Origin of the sequence: Paenibacillus sp. 7516 (assembly GCF_002272715.1) — a bacterium.
Classification (GTDB): Bacteria; Bacillota; Bacilli; order Paenibacillales; family Paenibacillaceae; genus Paenibacillus; species Paenibacillus illinoisensis_A.
This window is the reverse complement of sequence record NZ_NPBI01000041.1, coordinates 1-24,076: the sequence shown is the minus strand read 5'-3', so window position 1 is coordinate 24,076 and position 24,076 is coordinate 1. Positions and strand designations below refer to the sequence as shown.

At 47.5% G+C, this 24,076-nt stretch carries 19 protein-coding genes and 1 riboswitch; of the genes, 12 read left to right on the top strand and 7 right to left on the bottom strand.

Features of this window, described 5'->3' with window-relative positions; genetic code table 11:
* Positions 1-15 precede the first annotated feature (15 nt).
* Entirely contained in the window at positions 16-480 is a 465-nt protein-coding gene (gene bcp / locus CHI14_RS27330; RefSeq protein ID WP_095293168.1) for a thioredoxin-dependent thiol peroxidase, read from the top strand.
* A 62-nt stretch (positions 481-542) separates the two neighbouring features.
* Here the strand turns inward: bcp and CHI14_RS27325 are convergent, their stop codons facing one another.
* Genes CHI14_RS27325 through CHI14_RS27305 form a run of 5 tightly spaced genes read right to left on the bottom strand, consistent with a single transcriptional unit; the run spans position 543 to position 5,788 of the window.
* A complete protein-coding gene (locus CHI14_RS27325; protein WP_095293167.1) occupies positions 543-1,661 on the bottom strand; it encodes a GerAB/ArcD/ProY family transporter in 1,119 nt (372 codons plus the stop codon).
* A gap of 26 nt (positions 1,662-1,687) precedes the next feature.
* The gene (locus CHI14_RS27320) at positions 1,688-2,791 is read right to left on the bottom strand and encodes a GerAB/ArcD/ProY family transporter (protein WP_095293166.1); all 1,104 of its coding nucleotides are present in this window, start codon (positions 2,789-2,791) and stop codon (positions 1,688-1,690) included.
* Between the two features lie 17 nt (positions 2,792-2,808).
* The gene (locus CHI14_RS27315; RefSeq protein ID WP_095293165.1) at positions 2,809-3,042 is read right to left on the bottom strand and encodes a hypothetical protein; all 234 of its coding nucleotides are present in this window, start codon (positions 3,040-3,042) and stop codon (positions 2,809-2,811) included.
* Between the two features lie 7 nt (positions 3,043-3,049).
* Positions 3,050-4,252: a Ger(x)C family spore germination protein gene (locus CHI14_RS27310; protein ID WP_095293164.1), complete on the bottom strand. Its 1,203-nt coding sequence runs from the start codon at positions 4,250-4,252 to the stop codon at positions 3,050-3,052.
* 21 nt (positions 4,253-4,273) lie between these two features.
* Entirely contained in the window at positions 4,274-5,788 is a 1,515-nt protein-coding gene (locus CHI14_RS27305; protein ID WP_095293163.1) for a spore germination protein, read from the bottom strand.
* A 181-nt stretch (positions 5,789-5,969) separates the two neighbouring features.
* Here CHI14_RS27305 and CHI14_RS27300 point away from each other — a divergent pair, with 181 nt between their 5' ends.
* The gene (locus CHI14_RS27300) at positions 5,970-7,223 is read left to right on the top strand and encodes an MFS transporter (RefSeq protein WP_095293162.1); all 1,254 of its coding nucleotides are present in this window, start codon (positions 5,970-5,972) and stop codon (positions 7,221-7,223) included.
* A gap of 39 nt (positions 7,224-7,262) precedes the next feature.
* On the opposite strand, the gene CHI14_RS27295 is transcribed toward CHI14_RS27300, so the two are convergent.
* Positions 7,263-7,913: a DedA family protein gene (locus CHI14_RS27295; protein WP_095293161.1), complete on the bottom strand. Its 651-nt coding sequence runs from the start codon at positions 7,911-7,913 to the stop codon at positions 7,263-7,265.
* A 307-nt stretch (positions 7,914-8,220) separates the two neighbouring features.
* Between CHI14_RS27295 and CHI14_RS27290 the strand changes: the two genes are divergently transcribed.
* The 5 genes from CHI14_RS27290 (at position 8,221) to guaA (ending at position 16,025) form a co-directional block, all read left to right on the top strand.
* On the top strand, positions 8,221-9,540 hold the full coding sequence (locus CHI14_RS27290; protein ID WP_249281260.1) for a polysaccharide deacetylase: 1,320 nt from the start codon (positions 8,221-8,223) through the stop codon (positions 9,538-9,540).
* A 99-nt stretch (positions 9,541-9,639) separates the two neighbouring features.
* Complete coding sequence (locus CHI14_RS27285) at positions 9,640-10,632, top strand: AAA family ATPase (RefSeq protein WP_095293160.1); 993 nt, start codon at positions 9,640-9,642, stop codon at positions 10,630-10,632.
* The gene (locus CHI14_RS27280) at positions 10,629-11,903 is read left to right on the top strand and encodes a DUF58 domain-containing protein (RefSeq protein WP_095293159.1); all 1,275 of its coding nucleotides are present in this window, start codon (positions 10,629-10,631) and stop codon (positions 11,901-11,903) included. Before CHI14_RS27285 ends, CHI14_RS27280 begins: the two co-directional genes overlap by 4 nt.
* Positions 11,890-14,202, top strand: coding sequence for a DUF4129 domain-containing transglutaminase family protein (locus tag CHI14_RS27275; protein WP_095293158.1), 2,313 nt, complete (start codon positions 11,890-11,892; stop codon positions 14,200-14,202). Before CHI14_RS27280 ends, CHI14_RS27275 begins: the two co-directional genes overlap by 14 nt.
* 284 nt (positions 14,203-14,486) lie before the next feature.
* On the top strand, positions 14,487-16,025 hold the full coding sequence (guaA, locus tag CHI14_RS27270) for a glutamine-hydrolyzing GMP synthase (protein ID WP_095293157.1): 1,539 nt from the start codon (positions 14,487-14,489) through the stop codon (positions 16,023-16,025).
* A 127-nt stretch (positions 16,026-16,152) separates the two neighbouring features.
* On the opposite strand, the gene CHI14_RS27265 is transcribed toward guaA, so the two are convergent.
* Complete coding sequence (locus CHI14_RS27265; protein WP_095293156.1) at positions 16,153-17,076, bottom strand: ArsR/SmtB family transcription factor; 924 nt, start codon at positions 17,074-17,076, stop codon at positions 16,153-16,155.
* A gap of 296 nt (positions 17,077-17,372) precedes the next feature.
* Between CHI14_RS27265 and CHI14_RS27260 the strand changes: the two genes are divergently transcribed.
* The 5 genes from CHI14_RS27260 to CHI14_RS27240 all read left to right on the top strand — a co-directional run bounded on the left by CHI14_RS27260 (position 17,373) and on the right by CHI14_RS27240 (position 23,628).
* Positions 17,373-18,356, top strand: a complete 984-nt coding sequence (locus CHI14_RS27260; protein WP_095293155.1) for a glycoside hydrolase family 43 protein — start codon at positions 17,373-17,375, stop codon at positions 18,354-18,356.
* A gap of 310 nt (positions 18,357-18,666) precedes the next feature.
* On the top strand, positions 18,667-19,884 hold the full coding sequence (locus CHI14_RS27255) for an extracellular solute-binding protein (protein WP_095293249.1): 1,218 nt from the start codon (positions 18,667-18,669) through the stop codon (positions 19,882-19,884).
* A 109-nt stretch (positions 19,885-19,993) separates the two neighbouring features.
* Positions 19,994-20,869 carry a carbohydrate ABC transporter permease gene (locus CHI14_RS27250; protein WP_095293154.1) on the top strand — a complete coding sequence of 292 codons (876 nt, stop codon included), beginning with the start codon at positions 19,994-19,996 and terminating at the stop codon, positions 20,867-20,869.
* A gap of 45 nt (positions 20,870-20,914) precedes the next feature.
* Positions 20,915-21,760 carry a carbohydrate ABC transporter permease gene (locus CHI14_RS27245; protein ID WP_095293153.1) on the top strand — a complete coding sequence of 282 codons (846 nt, stop codon included), beginning with the start codon at positions 20,915-20,917 and terminating at the stop codon, positions 21,758-21,760.
* Positions 21,761-21,973: 213 nt separating this feature from the next.
* Positions 21,974-22,074, top strand: a riboswitch (purine riboswitch).
* Between the two features lie 177 nt (positions 22,075-22,251).
* Positions 22,252-23,628, top strand: a complete 1,377-nt coding sequence (locus CHI14_RS27240) for an NCS2 family permease (RefSeq protein WP_095293152.1) — start codon at positions 22,252-22,254, stop codon at positions 23,626-23,628.
* Positions 23,629-24,076 lie beyond the last annotated feature (448 nt).

The window sequence follows — 24,076 nt, the reverse complement described above, 5'->3', positions numbered from 1 at the left end:
GAAGGAGGAATAGAGATGACGTTAACTGAAGGCAGCCTTGCTCCGGATTTTGAACTTCCATCGAGCACCGGGGAGAAGGTGAAGCTCTCCGATTACCGCGGACAGCGGGTGCTGATCTACTTTTATCCCAAGGATATGACTTCGTCCTGTACACAGCAGGCATGCGATTTTCGTGATCGTCATGAGGAGTTTAAGGGGTTGAACACGGTTATATTGGGCATTAGTACGGATCCGATAAGCAGGCATGACAAATTTATTGCCAAATACGGATTGCCGTTCACCCTGTTATCGGATGAAGAACATCAGGTTGCCGAGCAATATGGGGTGTGGCAGCTTAAGAAGTTGTACGGCAAGGAATACATGGGTATTGTCCGTTCCACATTCCTCATCGATGAAGAGGGAAAGATAATCAAGGAATGGTCGAAAGTCAGAGTCAAAGGACATATTGAATCCGCTTTGGAGACGGTAAAGTCCCTGTAATAAGCATCAAAAAACATCAACGAAGGCAGTGTTCCCGGATATCACCGTGGACACTGCCTTTTTTAGGAGGTTACACGTTTGGTGGGCCGTTTCTTTCTCTGGAAGCGAAGTCGATGAACGAGGAGCAGGAAGAGCGGGATGACCAGACTGACGGTAACATTCCAGTCGAGCCATGCGGGCATGACGGTGTTGGTATAGAAGACGATATTGGGACCGATCAGAACGGCTGCAGCAAACATCAGCAAGGCCGAGGGCAGGATCAGGGGCTTATAACCTTTTAACTCGAATAATTGGGCTATTCCCAGAACAAAACCGAACATATACAGCATGCTCTTAAAATAGGTCGAGATCAGCCAGGAAATGGCCATTAATGCTTCGATTCGTTCAAAAAAGTTACCGATATTGATTTTCTGTGCCAGTGAATAGGAGATATAGAAACCATGCTGCGTAAGGATTGGACCGAATACCATGAGAGAAAAGAGTTCAAGCATACTAAGCAGAATTCCCCCTCCAAGCGTTGCAAGCAGTATATCCCGTTTAAGATGGTGCGCCTTTGCAACGTAAGGAAGGAACATGGATAATACGATCAACTCGCCAAATGAAGAGAAAGCACCTCTAATCGTGCTGTGTAATAATTTGATCCATGGCGTTTCAAGAAAGGGCTGAAGTCTGGCAGGCTCTACCTGTGGCAGCAGCCCCAGTAGAAGAAGAATCATGAAGACAACGACAATGGGAGCGAGAAGTTCACTGCTCAAGCCCATGGTCTTTAGCCCATGTATAATCCCCCATACCATAGGGGCAAGGAACAGCGTCAGAATGACACGGATGGGGGTTTGAAGATAGATCTGTGTGGTCATAAAATCACCGACTTCGCGCAGACATATGGCAGCACCCATGCTGAAATAGAACAGGTATCCGGCAGCAAGGACGGAACCCATCCATGGACCAAGCAATTTTTTGCAGATTTCGATCAGGGATAAATCGGGATGGGTACGATGGAGTTTGAACAGAATCCATATCATCAATAAACCGATCGGTTGGCTTAGCAAGGAGCATATCCATGCATCCTGTCGGCCATATGCAGTCACAAGGGATGGATAGATGAGAATCATGTCCCCGACCATCGTTAGGAAGGTCAGCATGGTAAATTGCCGTACCGTCAGGCGATCTTTAATCAGCATGGTACTTCTGCTCCTTCAACATTTGATCAGTTGGATATCGATTTTTTCCTTTTGGTAAACAACATCATAAGCAGTAGTAACCCCGGAAGCAGAATCTGGAGGGTCGTGTCCCAATCTACCCAATATGGAACGATGGTAATGACAATAAAGGTCAGGTTAGGAGCTACTACGTTGGCCATTCCAAATACCAGCATGCATGCTGGCAGAAGGAGAATCCGATACTGTTTAAGATTGAAGAGTTCTGCAATTCCTATTATAAAAGCATAAAAATAGATCATTGCTTTGAAATAGGTAGAGATCAGCCAGGAGCTAGCCATAATGGCTTCAATGCGTTCAAAGAACCCACCGATACTAATTTTCTGAGATAAAATAAAGGATGCATAGATACTGTGCTGAGTCAGAAATGCACCGAGCACTAGGAGGGAGATCGTGACCAGCATCGCCAGCATCAAGTTTCCCAGACCGGCAGCAATAATAAGATCCCGAGTCCGGTGAGCTTGTCTCACGGTATAAGGTAAAATCATAAGGATGGGAATGGTCTCACCTACCGGATAAATGATGCTTACCAGAATCCCCTGAGCAATAGGTATAGGACTAGTATCAGTGACGGGTTTCAGGTTACTTATATCAATTTTGGGCAAAAGGCAGAAAGATAGGACAAGGATAAATACGATTACAATCGGAAGCAGCAATTCGCTTGTTCGTCCCATGGTTTCCAACCCGTTGTATACCCCCCAGCCAATGGTAATGACAAACATCAGGATAATAATACGGATGGGCGTATATTGAAAGATCTGGCTGGTCATAAAATCCCCGACCTCACGCGCGTGTGTAGAAGTACCTATGAGAAAGAAGAACAAATACAAGCACGAAAACAAAGTCCCAGGCCAAAATCCCAAATACTTACGAGCAATCTGAACCAGGTTCTTACCAGGATTCATATTACCCAGTTTAAGGAACATGGCCATGAGCCCCATACCTAGCGGAATTCCGATGAGGGCACAGATCCATGCGTTTTGCTTGGCGTAGGACGTGATGACGGAGGGATAGATAAGCATCATATCTCCAATAACCATCAAGATAGTCAGGGTTGCCAGCTGCCTTGTTCCAAGCCTTCCTTGCTCCAACATCCGTTTTACCCCCTTGCCTAAGTTCCGGTAATAGTAGCCAAAAATTGATTCACCGGTTCGTAAATCCACATAATGATATAGAGGGGACTTGGGAATTCCCATAAGTTCGCTGCGATCACGCTAAAGAAGGTGGCAACAAGCAGCATGCTGCTGTATACTGCGGTTTCTTTCCATTCCTTGCGGCGGATTAGACCAGGAAGATCGATCAATCCTACGATAACCCCCACAACAATGACCGTGATCGTGATCATTCAGATCTCACTCCTTCAGTTCATCTTTGAATGAATTGTCCAGTGTTCCCGTACGTTTTATCTGAACGTTGGCTTCGTACTTTATGTCCAGATTGTCGAAGTGCTTGTTCCAGTCGTTCTCCATCGTTTTGAACAGCTTGGGATCTGCATGGTATACTTCCTGCCCGAATCCAAAAATATCCGCATGAAATTTCCGTCTTACTGAGTTCACTGAAGTTTGCATAAGCTCGATTAGTCGCTCCTCACTTTCCTCCTCCAGTTTTTTGAGCATTTTCATTGAACCAATCTTAATACCGCATTCAACGGAAGCGATGGAAGAAACATTTTCAAGCTTGATATGAATAACAGGCTGACCATCAACGATTTTCGCTTTGCGTTTCGTTGAGGTGCGAAGAGCTTTGAAGGTTACTTTTCCTCCACTGCCACAAGGAAGGTCACTAACTGTGGATACAACGTTGTCCCGAATGTAGTTATATCCTTTGGATTCTTCCTCGGTTAACCAGCCAATCAGCTTGTCCTTTTTAAAGATACTTAGTCCGGTCGTGTGAAGGCTGGCTGGGGATCTAATGGACGAAATATTGTCCTTGCTCCCACTTACATCCTGATTTCCAACTATCTCCACACCGGTAATTACAGGCTGTATGCCTGGAGACAACATATAATCAAGTAGTTGATCTCCAGTCACAGTTGTTGTGGGGGACCAGGTCTTGGCGGACACGTCCAGGGAGTTAAACAGCTTCTCAGCAGGAATGTTTTCCAGTGGTGTAAGCAGATCCAGCACTTTGGAAGCGGTTGTCTTGCGTGCAACCATGACGTAATAATCCGGCCGTAACGATGGTTCCCGCGTCATGGCTTCCATGACATCATATATCCCATCTTTACGTGCGTATTCTTCACCAAAGACAAGAATTCGCACATGAGCCATGAATATGCGACGTGGGCTGGTCTCAGTCAGCTTCTGAATGGCTTCAAATAGTGTGTCTGCAGTAGCCTGATATTGGGTTACAGGAGTACCTTTCCCACCTCCAGATTTGGAGGATACCTCGTTGGGAACGACCACCTGGGCACTAACCTTGATTTTATCTCCGTCCTTATCTACCCCGAGGCCCAGCATAATTCCAAGTTCATTGAGTTCCTTGCGATCCCAGCAGCCGGTAAGGAGAGGAAGCAGAACGGCAAGGGATAGAATTAATCGGATGTATTTGTTCATACGGTATTCTCCTTGCCGCGATCAGCGTTTCGTTTTTTTGTTGGACTGCCGGGTTTTGTTCGGTGTACCCGTACTTAGAGAGCGGGTCTTCATGTGAGACCAAGGTACGCGGAAGATTGTATCCTTCAGATCCTTTTGAACCAGCGGAGCAAATGGCGACATATAAGGTACTCCGAACGAGCGAAGGCTGCACAGATGAGTCACTGTAATGAGCAGAACGACCAGAATGCCATAGAAGCCAAAGGCAGCCGCCAGAATCATCAATACGAAACGCAAGATCCGAACCGAGATGGATAATCCGTTCTCCGGAATGACGTAACTGGATATGGCGGTAATCGACACGATGATAACCATTGCTGCAGACACAACCCCCGCATCAACAGCAGCTTGACCGATAACAAGCGTTCCCACGATCGAGACAGCCTGACCGACCGTTTTCGGAATTCGAATGCCGGCCTCCCGCAAGATCTCGTAGGTAAGCTCCATCAAAATGGCTTCGATAAAGGCAGGAAAGGGCACACCTTCACGCTGGGCGGCTAGACTAATCAGCAGATTTGTCGGCAGCATTTCCTGGTGGAAGGTCGAGATGGCGATGTAAAAGGAAGGAGCAAGCAAAGCGATAAAAAAGGCCAGATAACGAATCATTCGAATCAAAGTACTGATATCCGCACGCTGATAGTAATCTTCAGCAGATTGAAAGAAGTGCACAAACAGTGCCGGAACCAGAAGTACAAATGGGGTACCATCCACGATAATGGCAACGCGCCCTTCGAGGAGTGCAGCAGACACTGTGTCCGGCCGCTCGCTGTTATAAACTGTTGGGAAGATGGTTCCGGTCTTGTCCTGAACCAGTTCTTCAATATAGCCGCCTTCCAGAATGCTGTCGATGTCGATCTCATCAAGCCTGCGCTGGAGTTCCTCCACCACTTCCTTATCCACGATATGTTCCAGATATAATACGGCTACCTTGGTCTTGGTCACTCGTCCGACCGCTCTCTCTTCGATCCACAGATGAGGGTCACGAATCCGTTTACGGATCAAGGAGGTATTTGTACGCAAATTTTCATTAAAGCCTTCCATGGGTCCACGTACGACGGTTTGGGATACGGGCTCAGTAACAGCGCGATCTTCCCAGCCGGCTGCTCCGATCTTCAGGCCTTTGGTTGAGCCTTCGATTAGCAGTACTGCAGAACCGGACAATAAGGCATTAAGTACATCCTGCATATTGTCTACCAGCAGCACATCACTGGCAGCAAGAATGTCATTTTGAAGATAGCTTAGGCGTTCGTCTTCAGCCGAGAACTCTGGAAGATCATGTGTCTGAAGCAGGGATCCCAGAATGGCCTGATTCAGTATCTGAACATCGACTAACCCATCAATGTACAGCAGAATCGATGGCCACTTATGTAAACATTGGAGCGGGCGGATCATCAGGTCGTTGCTCTGGCCCATCACTTGTTTGCAATATTCCGTATTTTCAATCAGATTCGGAGAGATCAGTTTCTGTTCATGACCGCTCTGCGCTGCAGAACTCATAACCCTCACCCCCATACCTCCCTATATTTGCAAGTTAGTATGACCTGGATGAAATCAACTTATGACAAAAAAGAAGTGACATCAGAACGGTGCACATACAAAAGGTGATTGCCAACTTCATTCAATTAGAATATTATCTAATTAGATTATTATCTAATAACTAAATGAGTGAGGTATCAAAATGACATTCAGTTTTGGTTTTAAACGCTTGCTGCACGCAGAACCCGATTACAGGCAGCTTTTCATGGCAGGATTGGTAAACGGAATTGGAGATCGATTCAGTCAGGTTGCCATGCTGGCCTTGATTCTTGGTACAACCGGTTCAGGTCTTGCCGTAGGTTTGGCGCTCGGGTTGAGGGTGTTTCCTTTTCTTCTTCTGGCTCCGCTAGGTGGTGTATTGACGCTGCATTTCAGCCGGCGAACAATTATGATAGTGACCAATCTTCTAAGGGTACCCGTGGCTTTAAGCTATCTGTTCGTTCACCATGCAGATGATCTATGGATTCTCTATACAGCGAGTACGCTGCTTGCATGCGCAGAAGCGCTATATGCGCCTGTCCGCAAATCAGGAATTCCCTTGCTTGTACGTTCGGAAAACCTGCACCAGATTAATGGGCTCGAACAAGTCATGAACGGATCCGTTCTCATTGTGGGCGCTTTTGTAGGTGGTATCGTCTCCGCTGCATTAGGTCCTCAGGCTGCTTTTGTAACCAATGCACTTGCCTTCCTGTTTGCTGCTGCTTTGATTCGCAAGATTTCGTTTCCACCACTTGGAACTGAGCAAGTAGATGAGAAGGTGGGGATACAGCCTACGTATGCTCGAAAGAGTAAAGGTAAAGGGGTTGTCCTTATGCTGTGGCAGTCCATCTGCTCATCGGTCCCTTTGCAGATTCTTATTGCATTTGAGTTGTGGGTTCCCGTTATTAATGGGATTGATAATGTTCTGATCAGTGTATATGCGATTGAAGTGTTCGAACTCGGAGATTGGGGTGTGGGTCTATTTTACGCAGCATTGGGGATTGGACTTGTGCTCAGCAGCTGGGGTTCTCGTTATTTGCAGCTGTGGCTGCTCCCTGGGGTTGTGACATGTCTGTTGATTGAAGGCTGCTTGCTAATGCTGCTAAGTGAGACCAGGTTCGCATCCGTTGCTGTCCTGATGTATATTTTGCTGGCCTTTACGTCAGGTATGGGGAACACGTGTCTCGATACGCTCCTGATGCGCGAAACACCAGAGAAATACCGCGGGATTGTCTATGGTTTAGTGACGGCATGCAGCAGTACGATGCTTGGGTTATCCATGTTTGGCGCAGGCATACTGCTGGAGGTGATGGAACCGCGTAGACTTGGTTTTGCAGGGGGATTGGGATTCGCATGTATTGCGCTGTTGCTCGCAGCTTATGCATGGATTCGAAGGGATGTTTTTAAAAGGAGTTAATTAAAAAGAGTCGCACTGGTGCGACTCCGGGGATATGCTTCATTCTGCATTTTGTTTCTGCCTGATTGGAGATGACTTGCGGATTGAGCGTCGCCCCCAAGCTTTCCGATAACGGTACAGCACGGCAGCGATCAGTAACAATCCAATGGCTGCAACGATATATGCTGCATATTGATGCGCAAGATGGAACACCGCGTTCCACTGTGGACCGAATACCTTTCCAATGCCCAGAAATAACACGACCCAGAACAGTGCACCCGAGTATGCATATAGAGCGAATTTACGAAAAGGAACCGCAGCTATACCTGCAAAGTATCCAGTAAAATGCCGAACTCCCGGTATGAAGTAACCGATGAAAATCAGAGCATTACCGTATTTGGCAAACCACTTTTGCGTTTTATCCAGCTTGTCCTGTTTGAATAGAAACCATTTTCCGTAACGGACAATGAAGGGCAGACCGGCTTTGGCACCAATGAAGTAAGTGATCGTCATGCCGATGGTCGTTCCGAGAAAGGCAAGGATGGCAAGAATCCCGAAGTCCAGTTGACCCTTGTATGATAGGTATCCTGCATAAGCCATGGTGGTTTCTCCCGGGAAGGGAAGAGCGATAAACTCCAGCAACAAGCCAAAAAACAAAACGCTGTATCCATAGGATCCGAACAGATGTTGGATCTTTTCAAGCAATTCCAATAGATTCACTCTCCTGAAGACAGGGGAATCGGATGACTCTCCATGCTGTCCTGTATACGATCATTGCAGCCCGCCGTCATGTAAAACATTTGCAGTGCTTATCCCCGTAATAGCAGTGATTCCGGTAATAAGTGCCTGTTCATTATGCTACCCAATCCGAAGCCAAGAATCAATCATGAGCTAACCAAAATTGTGAAAAATATAAAACAGAAACGCGTCTTTTTTCGATAATGCCTCCATATAATTCTAACAAATCTGCTAAAGTCTATCAGCAGAATCACTAGAGACGTTGGAGGATGATTCGTAAATGATGCAGAGACCGGATTTCACAATGGTGGAAAAAGCAGAGCAATCCGTAAAATCCAATTCCATACATAAGCATGGTTTTCCCGCATGGGCATCGTATCTGCTTCGTCTTGCGGTAATAATATGCGTATTTGCTTCTTATGCCTGGACAGCATATCCTTCTTACGCCGCTGGCGCAGAAGCCGTTGTACCTAAGAAAGAGAGCAATAAGGATAAGGTAGTCTACCTGAGTTTTGACGACGGACCAGGCAAGCATACCCGTGAAGTATTGGATATTTTGCGTGAGGAACAGGTTCAGGCCACATTTTTTGTCCTTGGAGAGCAGGCAGAACGTTATCCCGAGTTGATTCAGGCTGCCGTGGAAGAGGGGCATGCACTTGGCAATCATACCTATAACCATCATTATGATGAACTGTATAGTGATTTTAAATCGTTCTGGAAACAGGTGAAGCAGACAGAAGACATTGTGAACCGGATCACCGGCTTCCGCCCCAACCTGGTACGTGCACCTGGCGGAACATATGGACATTTTGATCAAAACTATTTCGATCTGCTCAAGTTGGGCGGGTACACCGTGATGGACTGGAATGTCGACAGTGGTGATTCGAAGCGCAAGGGTGTGCCAGCCAAAGAAATTTTGCGCAATTCCACCAAGGTGCCTGCCGGTACTGGTTCAGTAATCTTGTTAATGCACGATGGTGGAGCTCATGCGGAGACGGTAAAGGCCCTACCCGGAATAATCAAATACTACCGTGATCACGGATATCGTTTTGACACCATGAGAGCGGAGGATCCACCTGTGCAATTCCGTGTTCATCCCGAAGGGAAATACAAATCTCGCAAGGCACCTGGCGCCGAGTGGGTTGCGGAGCATGTGAAATTCAATCGTAACCTGTGGTTATCCGGCAAGGAACTCAAGGTAGAGATTGGTCTTACTGCGGCGACATTGAAGCCAGGGGAATTCCGCGTGGAAGATCAGCGAATTATGGTGCCATTAAGACCATTTATGAAAAAGTTTGGCGGCAGTATTCACTGGGACGTGGAATCCAGAACGGCGACTGCGCTATGGAAGGATAGAGTGATCCAGGCGAACAGCGTCAGCGGTGAACTGAAATCCACATCAGCGAATCTATCGAATGATAGAACGATACAGGAAGCAGTGCAGAGTCAAGGGGGGACGATATGGGTTCCACTGCGAGAACTGCTGGAATTCATGGGGCTGGATGTCTCTTCGCTTCAGTCCAATGAATCCGAGTGGATCGTAAAGGCCAATATGCCTCTTGCGGCAGCGTTAAACTTCTACCTGTACAGAACGATATGAATTAACGCATCCAGACAGGACTAATCTCTCTACTTCCGGGCAACAATGAATCATAGATTACTATGGCTCTGAATGCCCAGAATGGAAGGAGAATGAGGGATGTCGTATATTCGAATGGAACATGAACATGCGGTCGAGCTGCTGAACAGGGTGATCAAGCGGGTCGAGAGTGTAATTATAGGCAAAAAACAAGAGATTCAATATGTCCTTACTGCAATGCTAAGTGGAGGTCACGTGCTTCTGGAAGATGTACCCGGGACAGGAAAAACAATGCTGGTTCGGGCTGTCGCCTCATCATTGAGCTGTTCCATGGGCCGGATTCAATTCACCTCCGATGTCATGCCTGCAGATGTTACTGGGACATCCATGTATCACCCCCACACGAGTGAATTCACATTCCGGCCAGGTCCTGTCATGTCCAACATTGTACTGGCTGACGAGATTAATCGGGCATCGCCCCGGACCCAGTCAGCTCTGCTGGAAGCAATGGAAGAACGACGTATTACAGTGGATGGTACGACACATGCCTTGCCAAGGCCGTTCTTTTTGCTGGCAACGCAGAATCCGCTGCAGTTCGAGGGCACGTATCGGTTACCCGAAGCGCAGCTGGATCGTTTCCTAATGCGAATAGGACTCGGTTACCCGGAGCCGGAACAGGAAGTCGAGCTGTTAACCAGAGGGCAGAGCAGAGAGTTGCTGGATGAACTTCGTCCAGTGGTGCTCGCGGAAGAAGTGAGTGCGATGCAGCGCGAAGTCAGACATGTGCACGTTGATTCCGTAGTCAAGCAGTACCTGGTTGCAGTGGCTGTGGCTACTCGTAATCATCCTGCCGTGAGGCTCGGCATCAGTCCACGCGGAACGCTGGCCTGGATGGTTGCGACGCAAGCATATGCTTACCTGCAGGGGCGGAGCTATGTCATTCCGGATGATGTAAAAGAGGTGGCTCAGCCTGTGCTTGCCCACCGAATCGGGTTGAAAGGTCAGAACAGGACGGAGGCATTCCGGGGTCAGGAACAAGTCATTCAGGATGCACTAGCATCGGTTCCCGTACCTGTGCAACTGACCGCTCAGGGAAGGGGCCGGCGATCATGACCGCGCCTGTTCAATGGCTGTTCCATGCGGTTTTGGCAGCAGCTTTGGCTTGTCTTTACCTATGGCATGGAGGCAAGGCGGCACTGTTTTTGTCCATTACGGCTTCTCTCATCCTGATGAGTGGTGTGGTCATTCATCTATTGGGACCACGCCGAATTCGCATTCGCCGGCAAATGAATTCGGAACGAATTATGGTTGGGGAGATGGTGCGTGTTCAGGTGGAAGTGGAGTTCGAATGCCGAATTCCACTGCTTTGGGTCATGCTCTGTGAGGATACGCCCGCTGGAGTGCATCGTAAATTACTTTTTCCGGGAATGAGACGAAAGTTTGCCTACCAGTATCAAATGTCCGGCTTGCGAAGAGGGTTGTATCAATGGGGTTCAGGCCAACTGTACTGGGGAGATGTATTCGGATGGAACACCGTCTCTGCGGAGACTGTGGGTGGGACATCTCTTGCTGTCGTTCCATCTGGATCAACATTCGGTGATCGTGAGTCTGCAGCATTGGCGGCTATAGATCAGGGGAATTCGGCAAATACAAAAACCAGTCAAGGTAACCGAAGTCCCGAGTTCCGCGAGTACCAACCAGGAGATCCGTTGGGACGCATTCATTGGAAAAGTACGGCCAAGACGGGCAAGCTTCAAACCTTTTTGCCTGAAATATCGGAATCAACGTCTTTGGGTATTCTGCTGTATGAAGGCAAGACTGGCTACGAGCGACGAATTCAGGGGGCGAAGGAGCATCCAGCGTTTGAACGTGCCATTAACATGGCTGCCCGCTGGGTATTTACAGCTGTTCGTGATGATGTTCCCTATCAACTCTGGAGGACAGGGGCAGAGGCTGGTCCGGATAAGCAATCCGGGTGGTTAAGCGATCTAATCCATGCCGAGCATGTCAATCTGTCACTGGACAGCCTGGCCCAGGCAAGCATATCAAGTACTGACTTATCCGTTTCATCGCTGGCAGATACAACCATGCTGGATCAGTGGCCCGCGGGGACACGCATGGTTGTCCTTACTGGCAGACTGGATGCCGTGCTGACGGGATGGGTGCTGGGTGCGGCTGAGCTGGGACATGAGATAGAAGTGCAGTTAACTGAGACACCGATGGGTGAGAAACAAGCTGAAATGAGTATCGTTCAGGGAGGGATTGGGAACCTGGCTGACCAATGGACGGAGCAGCTTCGGGTAAGCGGGGTAAGAGTCAGCTCAGTCGCAGACCAAGCCATGCCTTTTGTTGGAAAGGCGGGTGTTTCGGATGTGGGAGCGTAACCGTGGTGATATGACGGTGGTCCAATCTGCCGAAGAAGTCTCGGTACCTGGTCAGGGATCCAAATCCCAACGTTCTAAGCGAGAGCCCGCCGTGTATAAGATAAGCATTTCTGTTCTGCTGCTTCTTCTCTCCCTGGAATGGATCTACCCGATTACTTCCTCGGGACAGCAGGGAAGTGAGCGTTTTCTGGTGGTGATGGCCGGACTTACGGGGGCTCTCCTGATGGCAGGATTATTGCGTGTAGGCTGGATGTTGGGGATATTGCTTCGACTGCTTATGGCTCTTACTGCTCTATGTCTGATGTATGGAGGCAGTGATCCTGCGGGTTGGGCTCTCGGTTACTCGGGAACATGGATGGAGGATATAGGCTCATTTATGGAAAGTGGGCACTTTTATTCCATCAGTACGGAGACAAGAGGTTTATTGATGATGTGTGGGTGGAGCATGCTCATGGCTTCCGTACAATCCCTTGTTTTGATGCGGCGGAGTGTGATGCTGTTCGGCAGTGCGACCCTGCTTTATTTGCTGCTCCTGGAAACATTGGCCGGGCTGGATGTTTACGCCTCCATAATGAGATCTGTTCTATGGATACTGCTGATCCAGACTATTCTCCAACTGCTCCGTCTGTTGGAAGGGGGCACAACACCAACCTTTCACCGATATCCCTATGTTCGTTGGTGTGCGGTGGCTGCTGCTGCGGCTGCGGGGATGGTATTGGTTGCTGCTCTGCCCGGACGTGTTGTCCCGGTCCCTGAGCCGGAACGGATATCGCTTGATCAGATTGGAGAACGCCTTGCCCGCTGGGCAGGCTATACACCACGCGGCAGCATCCCTGCTTCGGCATCTGTCACGGGATACAGCACCTTTGATGCACCGATGGGATCTCCATTGGTACAAGGAAATGCCATCTTTTTTACAGCGAAGAGCCCTCAAGTCACGTATTGGCGCGGGGAGACTCGTTCCTATTACAACGGAAGTACATGGAGTGATCCTGCACAAAACTTCCAAAAAGCCAGCCCCACAGGGCTGTTTCGTGCCGATGGCTGGGAGAACCAAGCCTACTGGACACGCATTCGCCAAACGATCTCGATGGAGCGTCCGTGGAGGGGACCTAATCCGCTCTTTACGGGAGGAGTACCTTTGAACCTGTCCTTTCAGGACAAGAATGAACAGAACGAAGAAAATAGAATGGCCCTGCTCTCCAATGCAGACTCGGCTACGCTCTGGCTTGCCGGATCCAGCAGTCGTGAACCGATCAAAACGTATACAACCGATGTTATGATTCCCACTGCATCGCCAGAACAGCTTCGTCTATTGGGCGAGGCGCGCAGTTCGAGTCAGGATCCGGCAGCTATCCGCAGAACCTACCTGCAGCTGCCGAAATCTCTCCCTGAGCGGGTACGATCACTTGCAAGTGACATTATCCAGAAGAGCGAAACGCGTTATGATGCAGTCCAGGCAGTGCGAACCTACCTGGCAGAGCATGCCGAATATACACTGGACACGCGCATGCCGCCTCGCGGTACGGATTTCGTCGATGACTTTCTGTTTGTCACTGGGGAAGGCTACTGCAATCATTTCTCCACGGCGATGGTTGTATTGCTTCGCTCAGAGGGAATACCCGCGCGTTGGGTAAAGGGATTCAGTGCAGGTTCACCGGACCCTGAGGTACCGGGTCGGTATGTCGTTACCCAGGGGGATGCACATTCCTGGGTGGAGGTGTATTTCCCCGGCGCAGGCTGGATGCCGATCGAGGCTACGCCGGGCTTCGCATTGCCGCAAGGCGACGGTACAGACGCCGCAGCAGTCGCCGGGGCACAGCCCGGCGAGGAGATCCCGCCGCAATCTGGCGGCGGGATCAATAGTGCGGGCGCCTGGCTGCTGGCGCGCGCGCGTGCTCTTGCCGCGGAGCCATGGCTCGCGGCAGCCCTTGGGGCAGCGGCGCTGCTGGCCGCTGCCGGGGCCGTGCGCATGCGGCGGCTTCGCCCCGCGCTGCGGCTCAGGCTGCTGCTGGCATGGCCGCGCAGCAGCTTCCCCGACCGTGAGCGGCTGCTTAGCGCCGCAGCTCCGGTCTGGGCCGCGCTCGCGCGGCGGTACGGCCCGCGGCCGCCAGGGATGACGCTGCGGGAGTATGCAGCGTCACCCGCCTTGGCCGCAGGCACGGACGCCGCGGACATCGCGCGGTTTGCAGCCGACTGGGAACGGCTGCTGTACGGGCCGGACCGTCCACTGCGCGCGGACAGTCTTGAATTCCTGCGCCGGGCACTTCGTCTCGCCCGGCGCCTGCAAGTACCATAACATCGCCCAGAGACGTCTTGCTCGCCGAAGTGCGAACAAGGCTCTTTGGGCGATTTCTTTCTAGTTTGGCTTGTCAATGTAGTGTCTGTTTTACATACAGCCTGGCATGAAATATTCATTTGAACATGAAGCGAATGGAAGTGGGGAATTTGTAGAAAACTCACAATGAAGGGGTCTTCATATCGAATGTTCCAAACTGCCCACAAAAAGGAGTTTCGTCTTTCCTTGACGGTATGTTTTGTCGTTGCGTATAATTAGTTTCATTAATTGAGGGAGGCACGGTAATGAATAAGCAAAATGAAATTGTGGTTGTCCTTGACTTTGGAGGCCAATACAACCAGTTAATCGCCAGAAGAATCCGGGATCTTGGCGTATACAGCGAGCTTTTGCCGTATAACACACCGGCAGAGAAGATCGCAGAATTGTCACCAAAAGGTATTGTATTCTCCGGAGGTCCGTCCAGCGTGTACGCTGAGAACGCTCCGCATGTAGATCCGGGTGTGTATGATCTGGGACTTCCAATCTTCGGGATTTGCTACGGTATGCAGCTTATGGCACAGCAGCTTGAAGGTAAAGTAGAACGTTCCGAGAAACGTGAGTACGGAAAGGCAGACCTTGAGTTTGCCGCGGGATCTGCACTGGCACAAGGCATTGAAGGCGAACATACGGTATGGATGAGTCATGGTGACCATGTAGTTACGTTGCCTCCGGGCTTCAAACTGGATGCAGGCACGGAGAGTGCGCCGATCGCTGCGATGAGTAACGATGAGCGCAAATTGTATGCTGTTCAGTTCCACCCGGAAGTACGTCACTCTGTTCGTGGTAATGATATGATTAGCAACTTCCTGTTTAACATCTGTGGTTGTGAAGGCAACTGGACGATGGAAACATTTATTGACGACACGATCAAGGATATTCGTGAAAAAGTGGGCGACGGTAAAGTACTGTGTGCACTTAGCGGTGGTGTGGATTCTTCCGTTGTGGCTGCATTGCTTCACAAAGCGATCGGTGACCAACTGACATGTATGTTCATTGACCACGGTTTGCTGCGTAAAGGCGAAGCCGAAAGCGTAATGGAGACGTTTGTTGGCAAATTTGACATGAAAGTTGTCAAAATCGATGCACAGGAACGCTTCATGTCCAAGCTGGCTGGCGTGGATGATCCGGAACAAAAACGTAAAATTATCGGTAACGAGTTTATTTACGTATTTGATGAAGAGTCCAAGCAGTTTGATGATTTTGAATTCCTGGCACAAGGTACACTGTACACAGACATCGTGGAAAGTGGAACAGCGACAGCGCAAACGATCAAATCTCACCACAACGTGGGTGGATTGCCTGAAGATATGAACTTTAAGTTGATTGAGCCGCTGAACACCTTGTTTAAGGATGAAGTGCGCAAAGTGGGTACAGAGTGCGGCCTGCCGGACGAAATTGTACACCGTCAACCTTTCCCAGGTCCGGGTCTTGCGATCCGTGTTCTTGGAGAAGTTACCGAAGAGAAGCTTAAAATTGTTCGTGATTCCGACTACATCCTGCGTGAAGAAATTATTAAAGCAGGTCTGGACCGCGAAATTTGGCAATACTTCACGGCGCTGCCGAACATGAAGAGTGTAGGTGTTATGGGTGATGCCCGTACGTATTCCTACACTGTAGGTATTCGCGCCGTAACATCCATCGACGGTATGACGGCCGACTGGGCACGTATCCCTTGGGATGTACTGGAGAAAATCTCTGTACGTATCGTAAATGAAGTCGATAACGTTAACCGGATCGTCTATGACGTAACTTCCAAACCACCCGCAACCATCGAGTGGGAATAGGTTTACGAATAAACGGTATTGAACGAAAAGAAACTCCCTTTGATCATGTATTACACATGTCAAAGGGAGTTTTTTTGTTTTGCCATTGATGATTAACTTAGAATCGCTAGGCTTACAAACGCTTAATTCATTCAGGCTTTTCAGTTTTGTCGGTGTAATACAGCCGGAAAATGATGTCCTGATTATGGTTACCGAAACCTTCTCCGAATAACGTAACGCCACCGATGTGCTCTGCATCCTCCTTGACGGCAATGCGAAGGGACCAGTAGCTGTTACGGATGCCGATATCATCGATGGTCACATCGGACAATTTCACACCATCCATAAAGGTACCTTCTTTTTTGATAATGAGATGTTTCAGGAGGCCGTATTGATTTACACTTTCAAACCACCAAGGCGGATTCAGTTTGCCTTTACCTCCAAAGTCACCTGGGCTCGTCCACATTCCTACCTCAACGCCATTAACGATAAACGAAATATCAGAAGGCCAATTGTTGTTGGTGAGGGGTGCCTCGGAGGAGATCTCCATCGATATCTCCAATTCCTCCGGATTCTCATCTCCCATTAGGTAATTGGGTACCTTGTATTCAATATATCCTTGTCCAAACCACAGAATTTTGGCTTTGAGTCGGTCAGGATCAAGGAAATACCGGGGATCATCAAAAATACCAATGATGGAATCTCTTGTACATATGCCACAGGTTGGTTTGATCTGCAGATCAGTGAAATGTCCGACAGATATTTCGGTTTTGTGAATCTCACGTTGGATGACGTCCTTGGTCGGGAATGCGATTTCAAGAGTGTCCATACGAAGAGAGCAGACCTTTTGGGCCGCTCCGCCTTTACCCGGAGCCATGTTGGATTCAATCACACCGGCTTTTTCTAATTTTTTGACATGCATGGTCATGATGGCACTACTAAGTCCAAGCGCTTCGGCCAGTTCTTTTATATTCATAGAGTTTTTAGACAGCAGATGAACGATCTGAATGCGTACACTGCTAGAAAGGGCTTCGAAGATATGCAGGTTTTTTTCGTTCAGGTCGATTTTCAATGTAATTCCTCCGAAGAAATGAAATGTTAACATTTATGTGAATAGTAAACGTAGAATATTATAATATCGGAATTCGAACATAATCACAACGTTTTTATATAAATAATACCAGATATACAACTTAAAAACAGAACAATTCGGAAAAATGTAAAAACAAACCATGAAATAACCAAAAAAACCCTGTCAAATCATTGACACGTGCTGCTCGATAACTTAATATTTAGGTGAATTAATAACATATTTACGAATACATAAACAAAAACATTAACCTATCGTGCAGAACAGGAGATGACAGCGTGAGTACAGTTTCGAAAAAGGAATCATTTGTTAATCCGATTATACCGCAACGAGCCGATCCATGGGTATACAAACATACCGACGGCTATTATTATTTTACAGGTTCCGTGCCTGAGTATGATCGTATCGAGGTTAGAAGAGCTCGCACTGTTCAAGAGCTGGAGAGTGCTGAGCCTGTCGTTGTATGGCGCAAATATGATGAAGGACCGATGAGTGCCAACATTTGGGCACCGGAAATTCATTTTATCCACGGTAAATGGTATATCTATTTTGCTGCAGCACGAACAACGGCTACGGTGGAAGGGCTTTTTGACCATCGCATGTTCGTTCTGGAAAATGCATCGGAGAACCCACTTGAAGGCGTGTGGGAAGAAAAGGGGCAAATCAAGACAAAATGGGAGAGTTTCGCGCTTGATGCAACCTCGTTTCTACATAAAGACGTTCAATATTTGGTTTGGGCACAGAAAGATCCGGACATCGTGGGCAATTCCAACTTATATATTGCATCCATGGAAAATCCGTGGACACTCGCTTCCGAACAGGTGATGATCGCTGAACCGACACATGATTGGGAGAAAATCGGTTTTTTGGTCAACGAGGGCGCAGCGGTTCTGAATAGAAACGGCAAAATATTTATATCCTTCTCCGCAAGTGCTACAGATCATAATTATTGCATGGGATTGCTGTATGCAGAGGAAGGGAGCGACCTGTTGTCACAGGCGAGTTGGACTAAGCTTCCGGCTCCTGTATTCCAAACCGATGTAGAGGCGGGACAATACGGCCCCGGGCATAACAGTTTCACCGTGTCGGAGGACGGAAGTCAGGATATTTTGGTCTATCATGCTCGCAATTATAAAGAAATCGAGGGAGATCCACTCTATGATCCGAATCGCCACATGCGGGCACAGGTCTTTGGTTGGGATGAGTTTGGATTCCCGTACTTTGGCAAACCCGTTCCAGATGGTCGCCAGGTGAACGTATAGGGCTAAAGCATAAATAAAAAATAAAAATGGAACAAAGTGGTTGACAAATGTAAGCGCTATGAATTACGATAAATTCACACAAATGTTAATGATTAATTTATTCATTAACATTTGTGTGATAGGGCGAAGGGAGTGCTCCTAGGCAAGCTCCCTTCAGTAAGGGTACTTTAGCAGCAGGGCCGGTTTCCAAGAAGAAAATTGCAGAGCCCTGTGATTTTCTTGAATATTTGAATGCGTTTACAAATGTGCTTAGGATTGATTATTCTAGGGGGGTTCTTGTGTGAAACGTACAAAAAAAGGTTTTGTAATCATGGTATCTACACTGTTTCTGCTAGTTTTTGTGCTGTCGGGTTGCAGTACAGACGACAAAAATACGATTACGTTCTGGACGCCTCTGACTGGAGAAGATGGAGCCTATATGGACCAGTTAGTTAAAGAATATAACGCCACTGAACCAGAAATCAAATTAAAACATGTAATTACGTCTGATATGTACACCAAGCTGTCTACGGTAATTAACTCCGGTAAAGGGATCCCGGATCTGGCTATTATCCATGCTGACCGTGTTCCCGGCTTTGTGAAGCAAAACGTACTTGAGCCTATGAATGCAATGCTTGCAGCACAGCCGGAAATCAAGGAAGAGAACTATTTGCCGCAAGCATGGTCGACAGGAACAATTGATGGGACACAGTACACTGTTCCTCTCGATATTCACAGTAATGCCATGTACTACAACAAGGATTTGCTGAAAAAGTATAACGCGGAATCATTCCTGGATGATGATATTGTCACGATTGACGAAATGCTTTCCTTGCAAGGCAAATTAGATGAAGGAGACTTCGTCGTGAATGATGCTTTGCTCGGATGGGTTATCCTCGGACAATTGCAGAATGTGGGCGGAGATGTGCAGAAGGATGGGAAACCAGCACTGAACACTCCTGAAATGAAGGCTGCATTTGAAAGTGTCAAAAAGATCGCTGATGCCGGTCTCATGACTCCGTTCGGTGAAGATGGATACCTGATGTTCCAATCTGGTAATGTCCTGTTTTCTACAGATGGTACATGGAGCTCAACCGCTCATGCCACTGTTGAAGGTCTGAATTTCGGCGTGACTAATGTCTATTCACCTACGGCTGATAAGTTTACAAACCGTTCTTCGTCCCACCTGTTTGCGATGCTGAACAATGAAGCGAGAACGGATGAGAAGGAACAAGGGATCGGTAAATTCCTGGAGTTTATCCGTCAAAATTCAATGGAATGGGCCAAAGCGGGACAGACCGTTGCAAGTAAACAGGTTATTGAGAGTCCGGAGTATAAAGACTACATGCAGTCGTTCTTTACTTCGAACGAGAAGGAGATTGAATCGCTCTACATCTACACTTACGAGTATTACCCGTATGTAGCTGAAGCGGTTGACAAATACGCGGCTGATATTGTTCGTGGCAATGTGGAGTTGGATGCGACACTGCAAACGATGCAAAAAGAGGTTGAGGACAAAATTGCTCAAGGAAGCAGTGGGGCCCAGTAACACTTGAATTGCATACCGGATGTACTGTACATCTCGCCATTCTACTGTAATAGAAGCAATGTGCCGCAAGAGAGGCACATTGCTTTTCCCAAAGGAGAAATGAAAGGATATGAATAAACGATCATTTGCACCGTTCTTATTTGTTGGTCCTCATCTAATCCTGTTTTTGGTGTTTATACTGCTGCCAACGATCTACGGGATTTATGCCTCTTTCACCAGATGGAACCTAATTAACGATCCGGTTTGGGTCGGTTTTGAAAATTATAGGACGATCCTGTTTGACCAGGATTCCTCATTTCATTTTCAATTCTTTAATGGTTTAAAGAATACCTTGATTTTCGTGGCACTGAGCGTTCCGCCGTTAATCATAATTCCGCTGCTTGTTGCTGTAGCCCTTGAACATAAAAAGGTGAAATTCAAAGGTTTCATGCAGGCGATTATCTACATTCCGGGTATGATCTCCATATCTGCGGCGGCGCTCATCTGGTCTCTTATTTTCAATAAACAGCTGGGCATCACCGGTAACGTGTTTGGATCGGAGATATCCTGGGCAGCCAATCAACCGTATGCTTGGATCATTATTATTGTGATATCTGTGTGGGGAGCGGTCGGAGGTAACATGATTATCTATCGCGCTTCCATTAATGGTGTACCTAGCGATCTGTATGAAGCAGCCGAGATGGATGGTGCCGGTCCGGTACGCCGATTCTTCAGCATTACGCTGCCTTCCATCCGTTTCCCGTTGATTTTTACATTTGTCATGACAACAGCTGGTTCGTTTAACGTATTTGGTCAGCCACTGATGATGACTGATGGTGGACCACAGCAGACTACGCATGTTCTCATGATGTATATTCGCCAGCTTGCGTTTGGCTCCGGTGAGTCAGTGGCAGGTATGGCTTCCGCCATGGCTGTGCTGTTAGGACTGGTTATTCTGGTCATCTCCGCATTGCAATATTACGTAATGAACCGGAACGCCAATTAGAGGAGCAGGATCGAACGTGGATCGGGAAGGAGCAGGTATATCAACATGGTCAAAAAAATAAGTATCTCCAAATATATATCCTATCTATTTTTGGTAACCATTTGTGTCATATGGGTGGTGCCCGTTATTTTCGGGATTACGACTTCGTTTCGCTCGCAGGCGGAAGTGGTGTCGGCCGGATTCCGGTTATTCCCTAAAGAGTGGGACTTTAATAACTACGTCGCCATACTGGACAATACATCAACCGCTCCGATTCTGAGATGGTTGAGCAACTCGCTGCTCATTGCAGTATCTCACACGGTGCTTGTCGTTTTTATCATTTCCCTTACTGGTTATGGATACACAAGGTTGAAGTTCAAAGGGAGAGATGCCTTATTTTTCACGCTTCTCGGGATTTCATTTTTTCCGGGTGTCGTTAACCTGATCCCTTCCTACAAAATCATTGAGGCACTAGGATGGGTCAATACAGCTTGGGCCATGATTATTCCGGGGCTGGCTGGTATGGGGAATATCTTCCTCGTTCGTCAGTTCATGAAAGGAATACCTGGAGAACTGGATGAATCTGCTAAGGTTGATGGTGCAAGTGATTTCCGGATTTATTACTCCATTATTTTACCCCTGGTGAAACCGGTATTGATTGTGTGCGGTCTTTTCTCGTTCATTGGGTCCTGGAATGACTTCCTATGGCCGGTTATCGTATACACAGATGTCGAGAAAATGCCGATTACCGCTGGACTGCTGCTACTGCAGGATATTTACGGCAACTATCGCATGATTGGACAGCTGATGGGCTCGGCAATTCTGGCGATCATTCCAACACTCGTACTGTTTATTTTTGCACAAAAGTATTTCCTGCAATCGATTAACCTGAATTCGGGAATCAAAGGGTAATGCTGAGTTGGAACATTGTTTGTTAAACTGTTGTTTTAAGTAGGAATAATGTATAGGTTGTATTAATGAGCTGCCGTTTATATGGTGGCTTTTTTTGCGATGAAATTAATAGCGCTTTCAGAACACGAACGTTTCCGTAGAAACATATAATTAACATTCGTTTTTATCATTGACAGAAAAGGTCGGCGCTTCTAAAATAGGGATGGGAAAACAAACAAATAGCGCATACTACTTCGTATAATCCTGGGGATATGGCCCGGGAGTTTCTACAAGATCACCCTAATGATCTGGCTACGAGCAGGAGAAGCTAAGCACAGCAAAATTCTATATGACTGCGTGGTTAACTATAATGGACGCACATTAGAATTTTTTTTGTTCTTGGCATAGGCTACGCCTCTCCTTATAGCTAACCCTGGGTGAAGTAAGTCCGTCCAGGGTCTTTGTCGTTTTTCAAAAAGGCTTCAACATCTCTAAGGGGGAGTTAGTGGATTATGGATCGTTTCTTTAAACTAAAAGAAAACGGAACGAATGTTAGAACGGAGATTGTTGCGGGTCTTACTACTTTTATGACCATGGCGTACATCCTTTTTGTTAACACATTGTTCCTCGGCTCAGCCGGGGCGGGGATGTCGGATAACGCAGTGTTTTTTGCAACAGCTGTAGGTGCTGGGCTTATGACCATCATTATGGGATTGTTCGTTAACATCCCGATCGCCCTCGCTCCGGGTATGGGATTGAACGCATACTTCATGACGGTGGTATTGAGTTCTAATGGGGCAATTACCTGGCAGGCTGCTCTCGGAGCGGTATTCCTCTCGGGTATCGTATTCATCATCTTGACCGTGACGAGAATCCGTCAGATGCTGCTTGTGGCTGTACCACAAACATTGAAAATGGCCATTACGGTTGGTATCGGTCTCTTTATTACTATTGTAGGTTTCAAACTGGCCAATCTCGTTGCTGTTACGGTTAATGTTGCGCCAGATGCAGACCTTAGCCAGCCGATTCCCGGCAGCAGTTTCAATTTGTCGCTCGGTAATTTTGTGACGCATCATGATGCGTTGCTGGCATTGATTGGATTAATCCTCATTGCTGTACTGATGGTTATGCGTGTAAAAGGTGCGCTGCTCATTGGTATCGTTGCTACAACTCTAATTGGTATTCCGATGGGTGTTACGAATCTTAGCGGACTATCCGGTGCAAGTTGGCTGCCTAATTTCAGTGATCTAGCTGTTGGACAGTTGGACCTGAAGGGCGCAATCAGCCTTGGATTGTTTGAGATTATCTTCATCTTTACCTTCGTTGAATTGTTTGACACGTTCGGTACAATGGTTGGGACTGCGACCCGGATGGGGATTATGAAAGACAAGCAAAAAGGCGAGAAAACAATTGGTAAAGCAATGCTCGTCGATGCAGTAGGTGTAAGTGCGGGTGCGGCATTGGGTACGAGTACAATTACGGCATTCGTTGAGAGTGCTTCCGGTGTTGAAGCGGGTGGACGTACGGGTCTGACTTCGGTAACAACTGGGATCTTGTTCATTCTGGCGCTGTTCATTGCTCCGCTTGCGCTGGTTGTTCCGTCTGCTGCCACAGCTCCGGCCCTGATTATCGTAGGTGTATTGATGATGAGCCAGGTACGCAGCATTGAGTGGGATGATTTCCTTCAAGCGTTCCCTGCATTCCTTACAATTGTATTGATGCCTTTCACAGGCGGAATTGCAAACGGGATCTCAGCAGGTATTCTGTCTTATGTTATTCTGGCCGTATTCAGTAACTTGGTTACGGATCGCAAAGTGAAGATTCACTGGTTGATGTGGATTCTCGCAATCATTGTTCTTGCCCGCTATATCTTTATGGGCGGAGAATAGCTCAGTTCTACTATATAAAAGGACGATAGCACCTGGGCTTTATCAGGGCTTTCGTCCTTTTTTATTACTACGGAAACAAAAGTCGTTAAAATGTATAATACTGTTCCTTTCATTATACAATGGGTGAGTTTGTTCTATTATAGAGGGAAAGTCGGCGAGAGGTATGGTGAGATGGTTTATAATTTGGGAAAGGTACGCTAATAAAAATCATACCATGAGTTTGGTCGATAGAAGGATTCGTGTAGAGTATTATGTTTATATGATGTTAAAGAGACCTCTGATAAGCTGCAACGTTTATGCCGGACTTTGCTCGATGTGACCTTTTGATGGTTGAGATACTTTAGGTGCTCTTGCAGTAACTTTGTATCTTTATATAGAAGAAACTATTTAAAGAGAAGTGTGTATGCTCTTGATTAATTTCTTTTTCAAAAAAAAGTACTTGCATAAA

Bases quoted from the DNA above. Each gene is read 5' to 3' on its own strand.
- bcp (WP_095293168.1), top strand. From the start codon at position 16: ATGACGTTAACTGAAGGCAGCCTTGCTCCGGATTTTGAACTTCCATCG.
- CHI14_RS27325 (WP_095293167.1), bottom strand. From the start codon at position 1,661: ATGCTGATTAAAGATCGCCTGACGGTACGGCAATTTACCATGCTGACC.
- CHI14_RS27320 (WP_095293166.1), bottom strand. From the start codon at position 2,791: ATGTTGGAGCAAGGAAGGCTTGGAACAAGGCAGCTGGCAACCCTGACT.
- CHI14_RS27315 (WP_095293165.1), bottom strand. From the start codon at position 3,042: ATGATCACGATCACGGTCATTGTTGTGGGGGTTATCGTAGGATTGATC.
- CHI14_RS27310 (WP_095293164.1), bottom strand. From the start codon at position 4,252: ATGAACAAATACATCCGATTAATTCTATCCCTTGCCGTTCTGCTTCCT.
- CHI14_RS27305 (WP_095293163.1), bottom strand. From the start codon at position 5,788: ATGAGTTCTGCAGCGCAGAGCGGTCATGAACAGAAACTGATCTCTCCG.
- CHI14_RS27300 (WP_095293162.1), top strand. From the start codon at position 5,970: ATGACATTCAGTTTTGGTTTTAAACGCTTGCTGCACGCAGAACCCGAT.
- CHI14_RS27290 (WP_249281260.1), top strand. From the start codon at position 8,221: ATGATGCAGAGACCGGATTTCACAATGGTGGAAAAAGCAGAGCAATCC.
- CHI14_RS27285 (WP_095293160.1), top strand. From the start codon at position 9,640: ATGTCGTATATTCGAATGGAACATGAACATGCGGTCGAGCTGCTGAAC.
- CHI14_RS27280 (WP_095293159.1), top strand. From the start codon at position 10,629: ATGACCGCGCCTGTTCAATGGCTGTTCCATGCGGTTTTGGCAGCAGCT.
- CHI14_RS27275 (WP_095293158.1), top strand. From the start codon at position 11,890: ATGTGGGAGCGTAACCGTGGTGATATGACGGTGGTCCAATCTGCCGAA.
- guaA (WP_095293157.1), top strand. From the start codon at position 14,487: ATGAATAAGCAAAATGAAATTGTGGTTGTCCTTGACTTTGGAGGCCAA.
- CHI14_RS27255 (WP_095293249.1), top strand. From the start codon at position 18,667: ATGGTATCTACACTGTTTCTGCTAGTTTTTGTGCTGTCGGGTTGCAGT.
- CHI14_RS27250 (WP_095293154.1), top strand. From the start codon at position 19,994: ATGAATAAACGATCATTTGCACCGTTCTTATTTGTTGGTCCTCATCTA.
- CHI14_RS27245 (WP_095293153.1), top strand. From the start codon at position 20,915: ATGGTCAAAAAAATAAGTATCTCCAAATATATATCCTATCTATTTTTG.
- CHI14_RS27240 (WP_095293152.1), top strand. From the start codon at position 22,252: ATGGATCGTTTCTTTAAACTAAAAGAAAACGGAACGAATGTTAGAACG.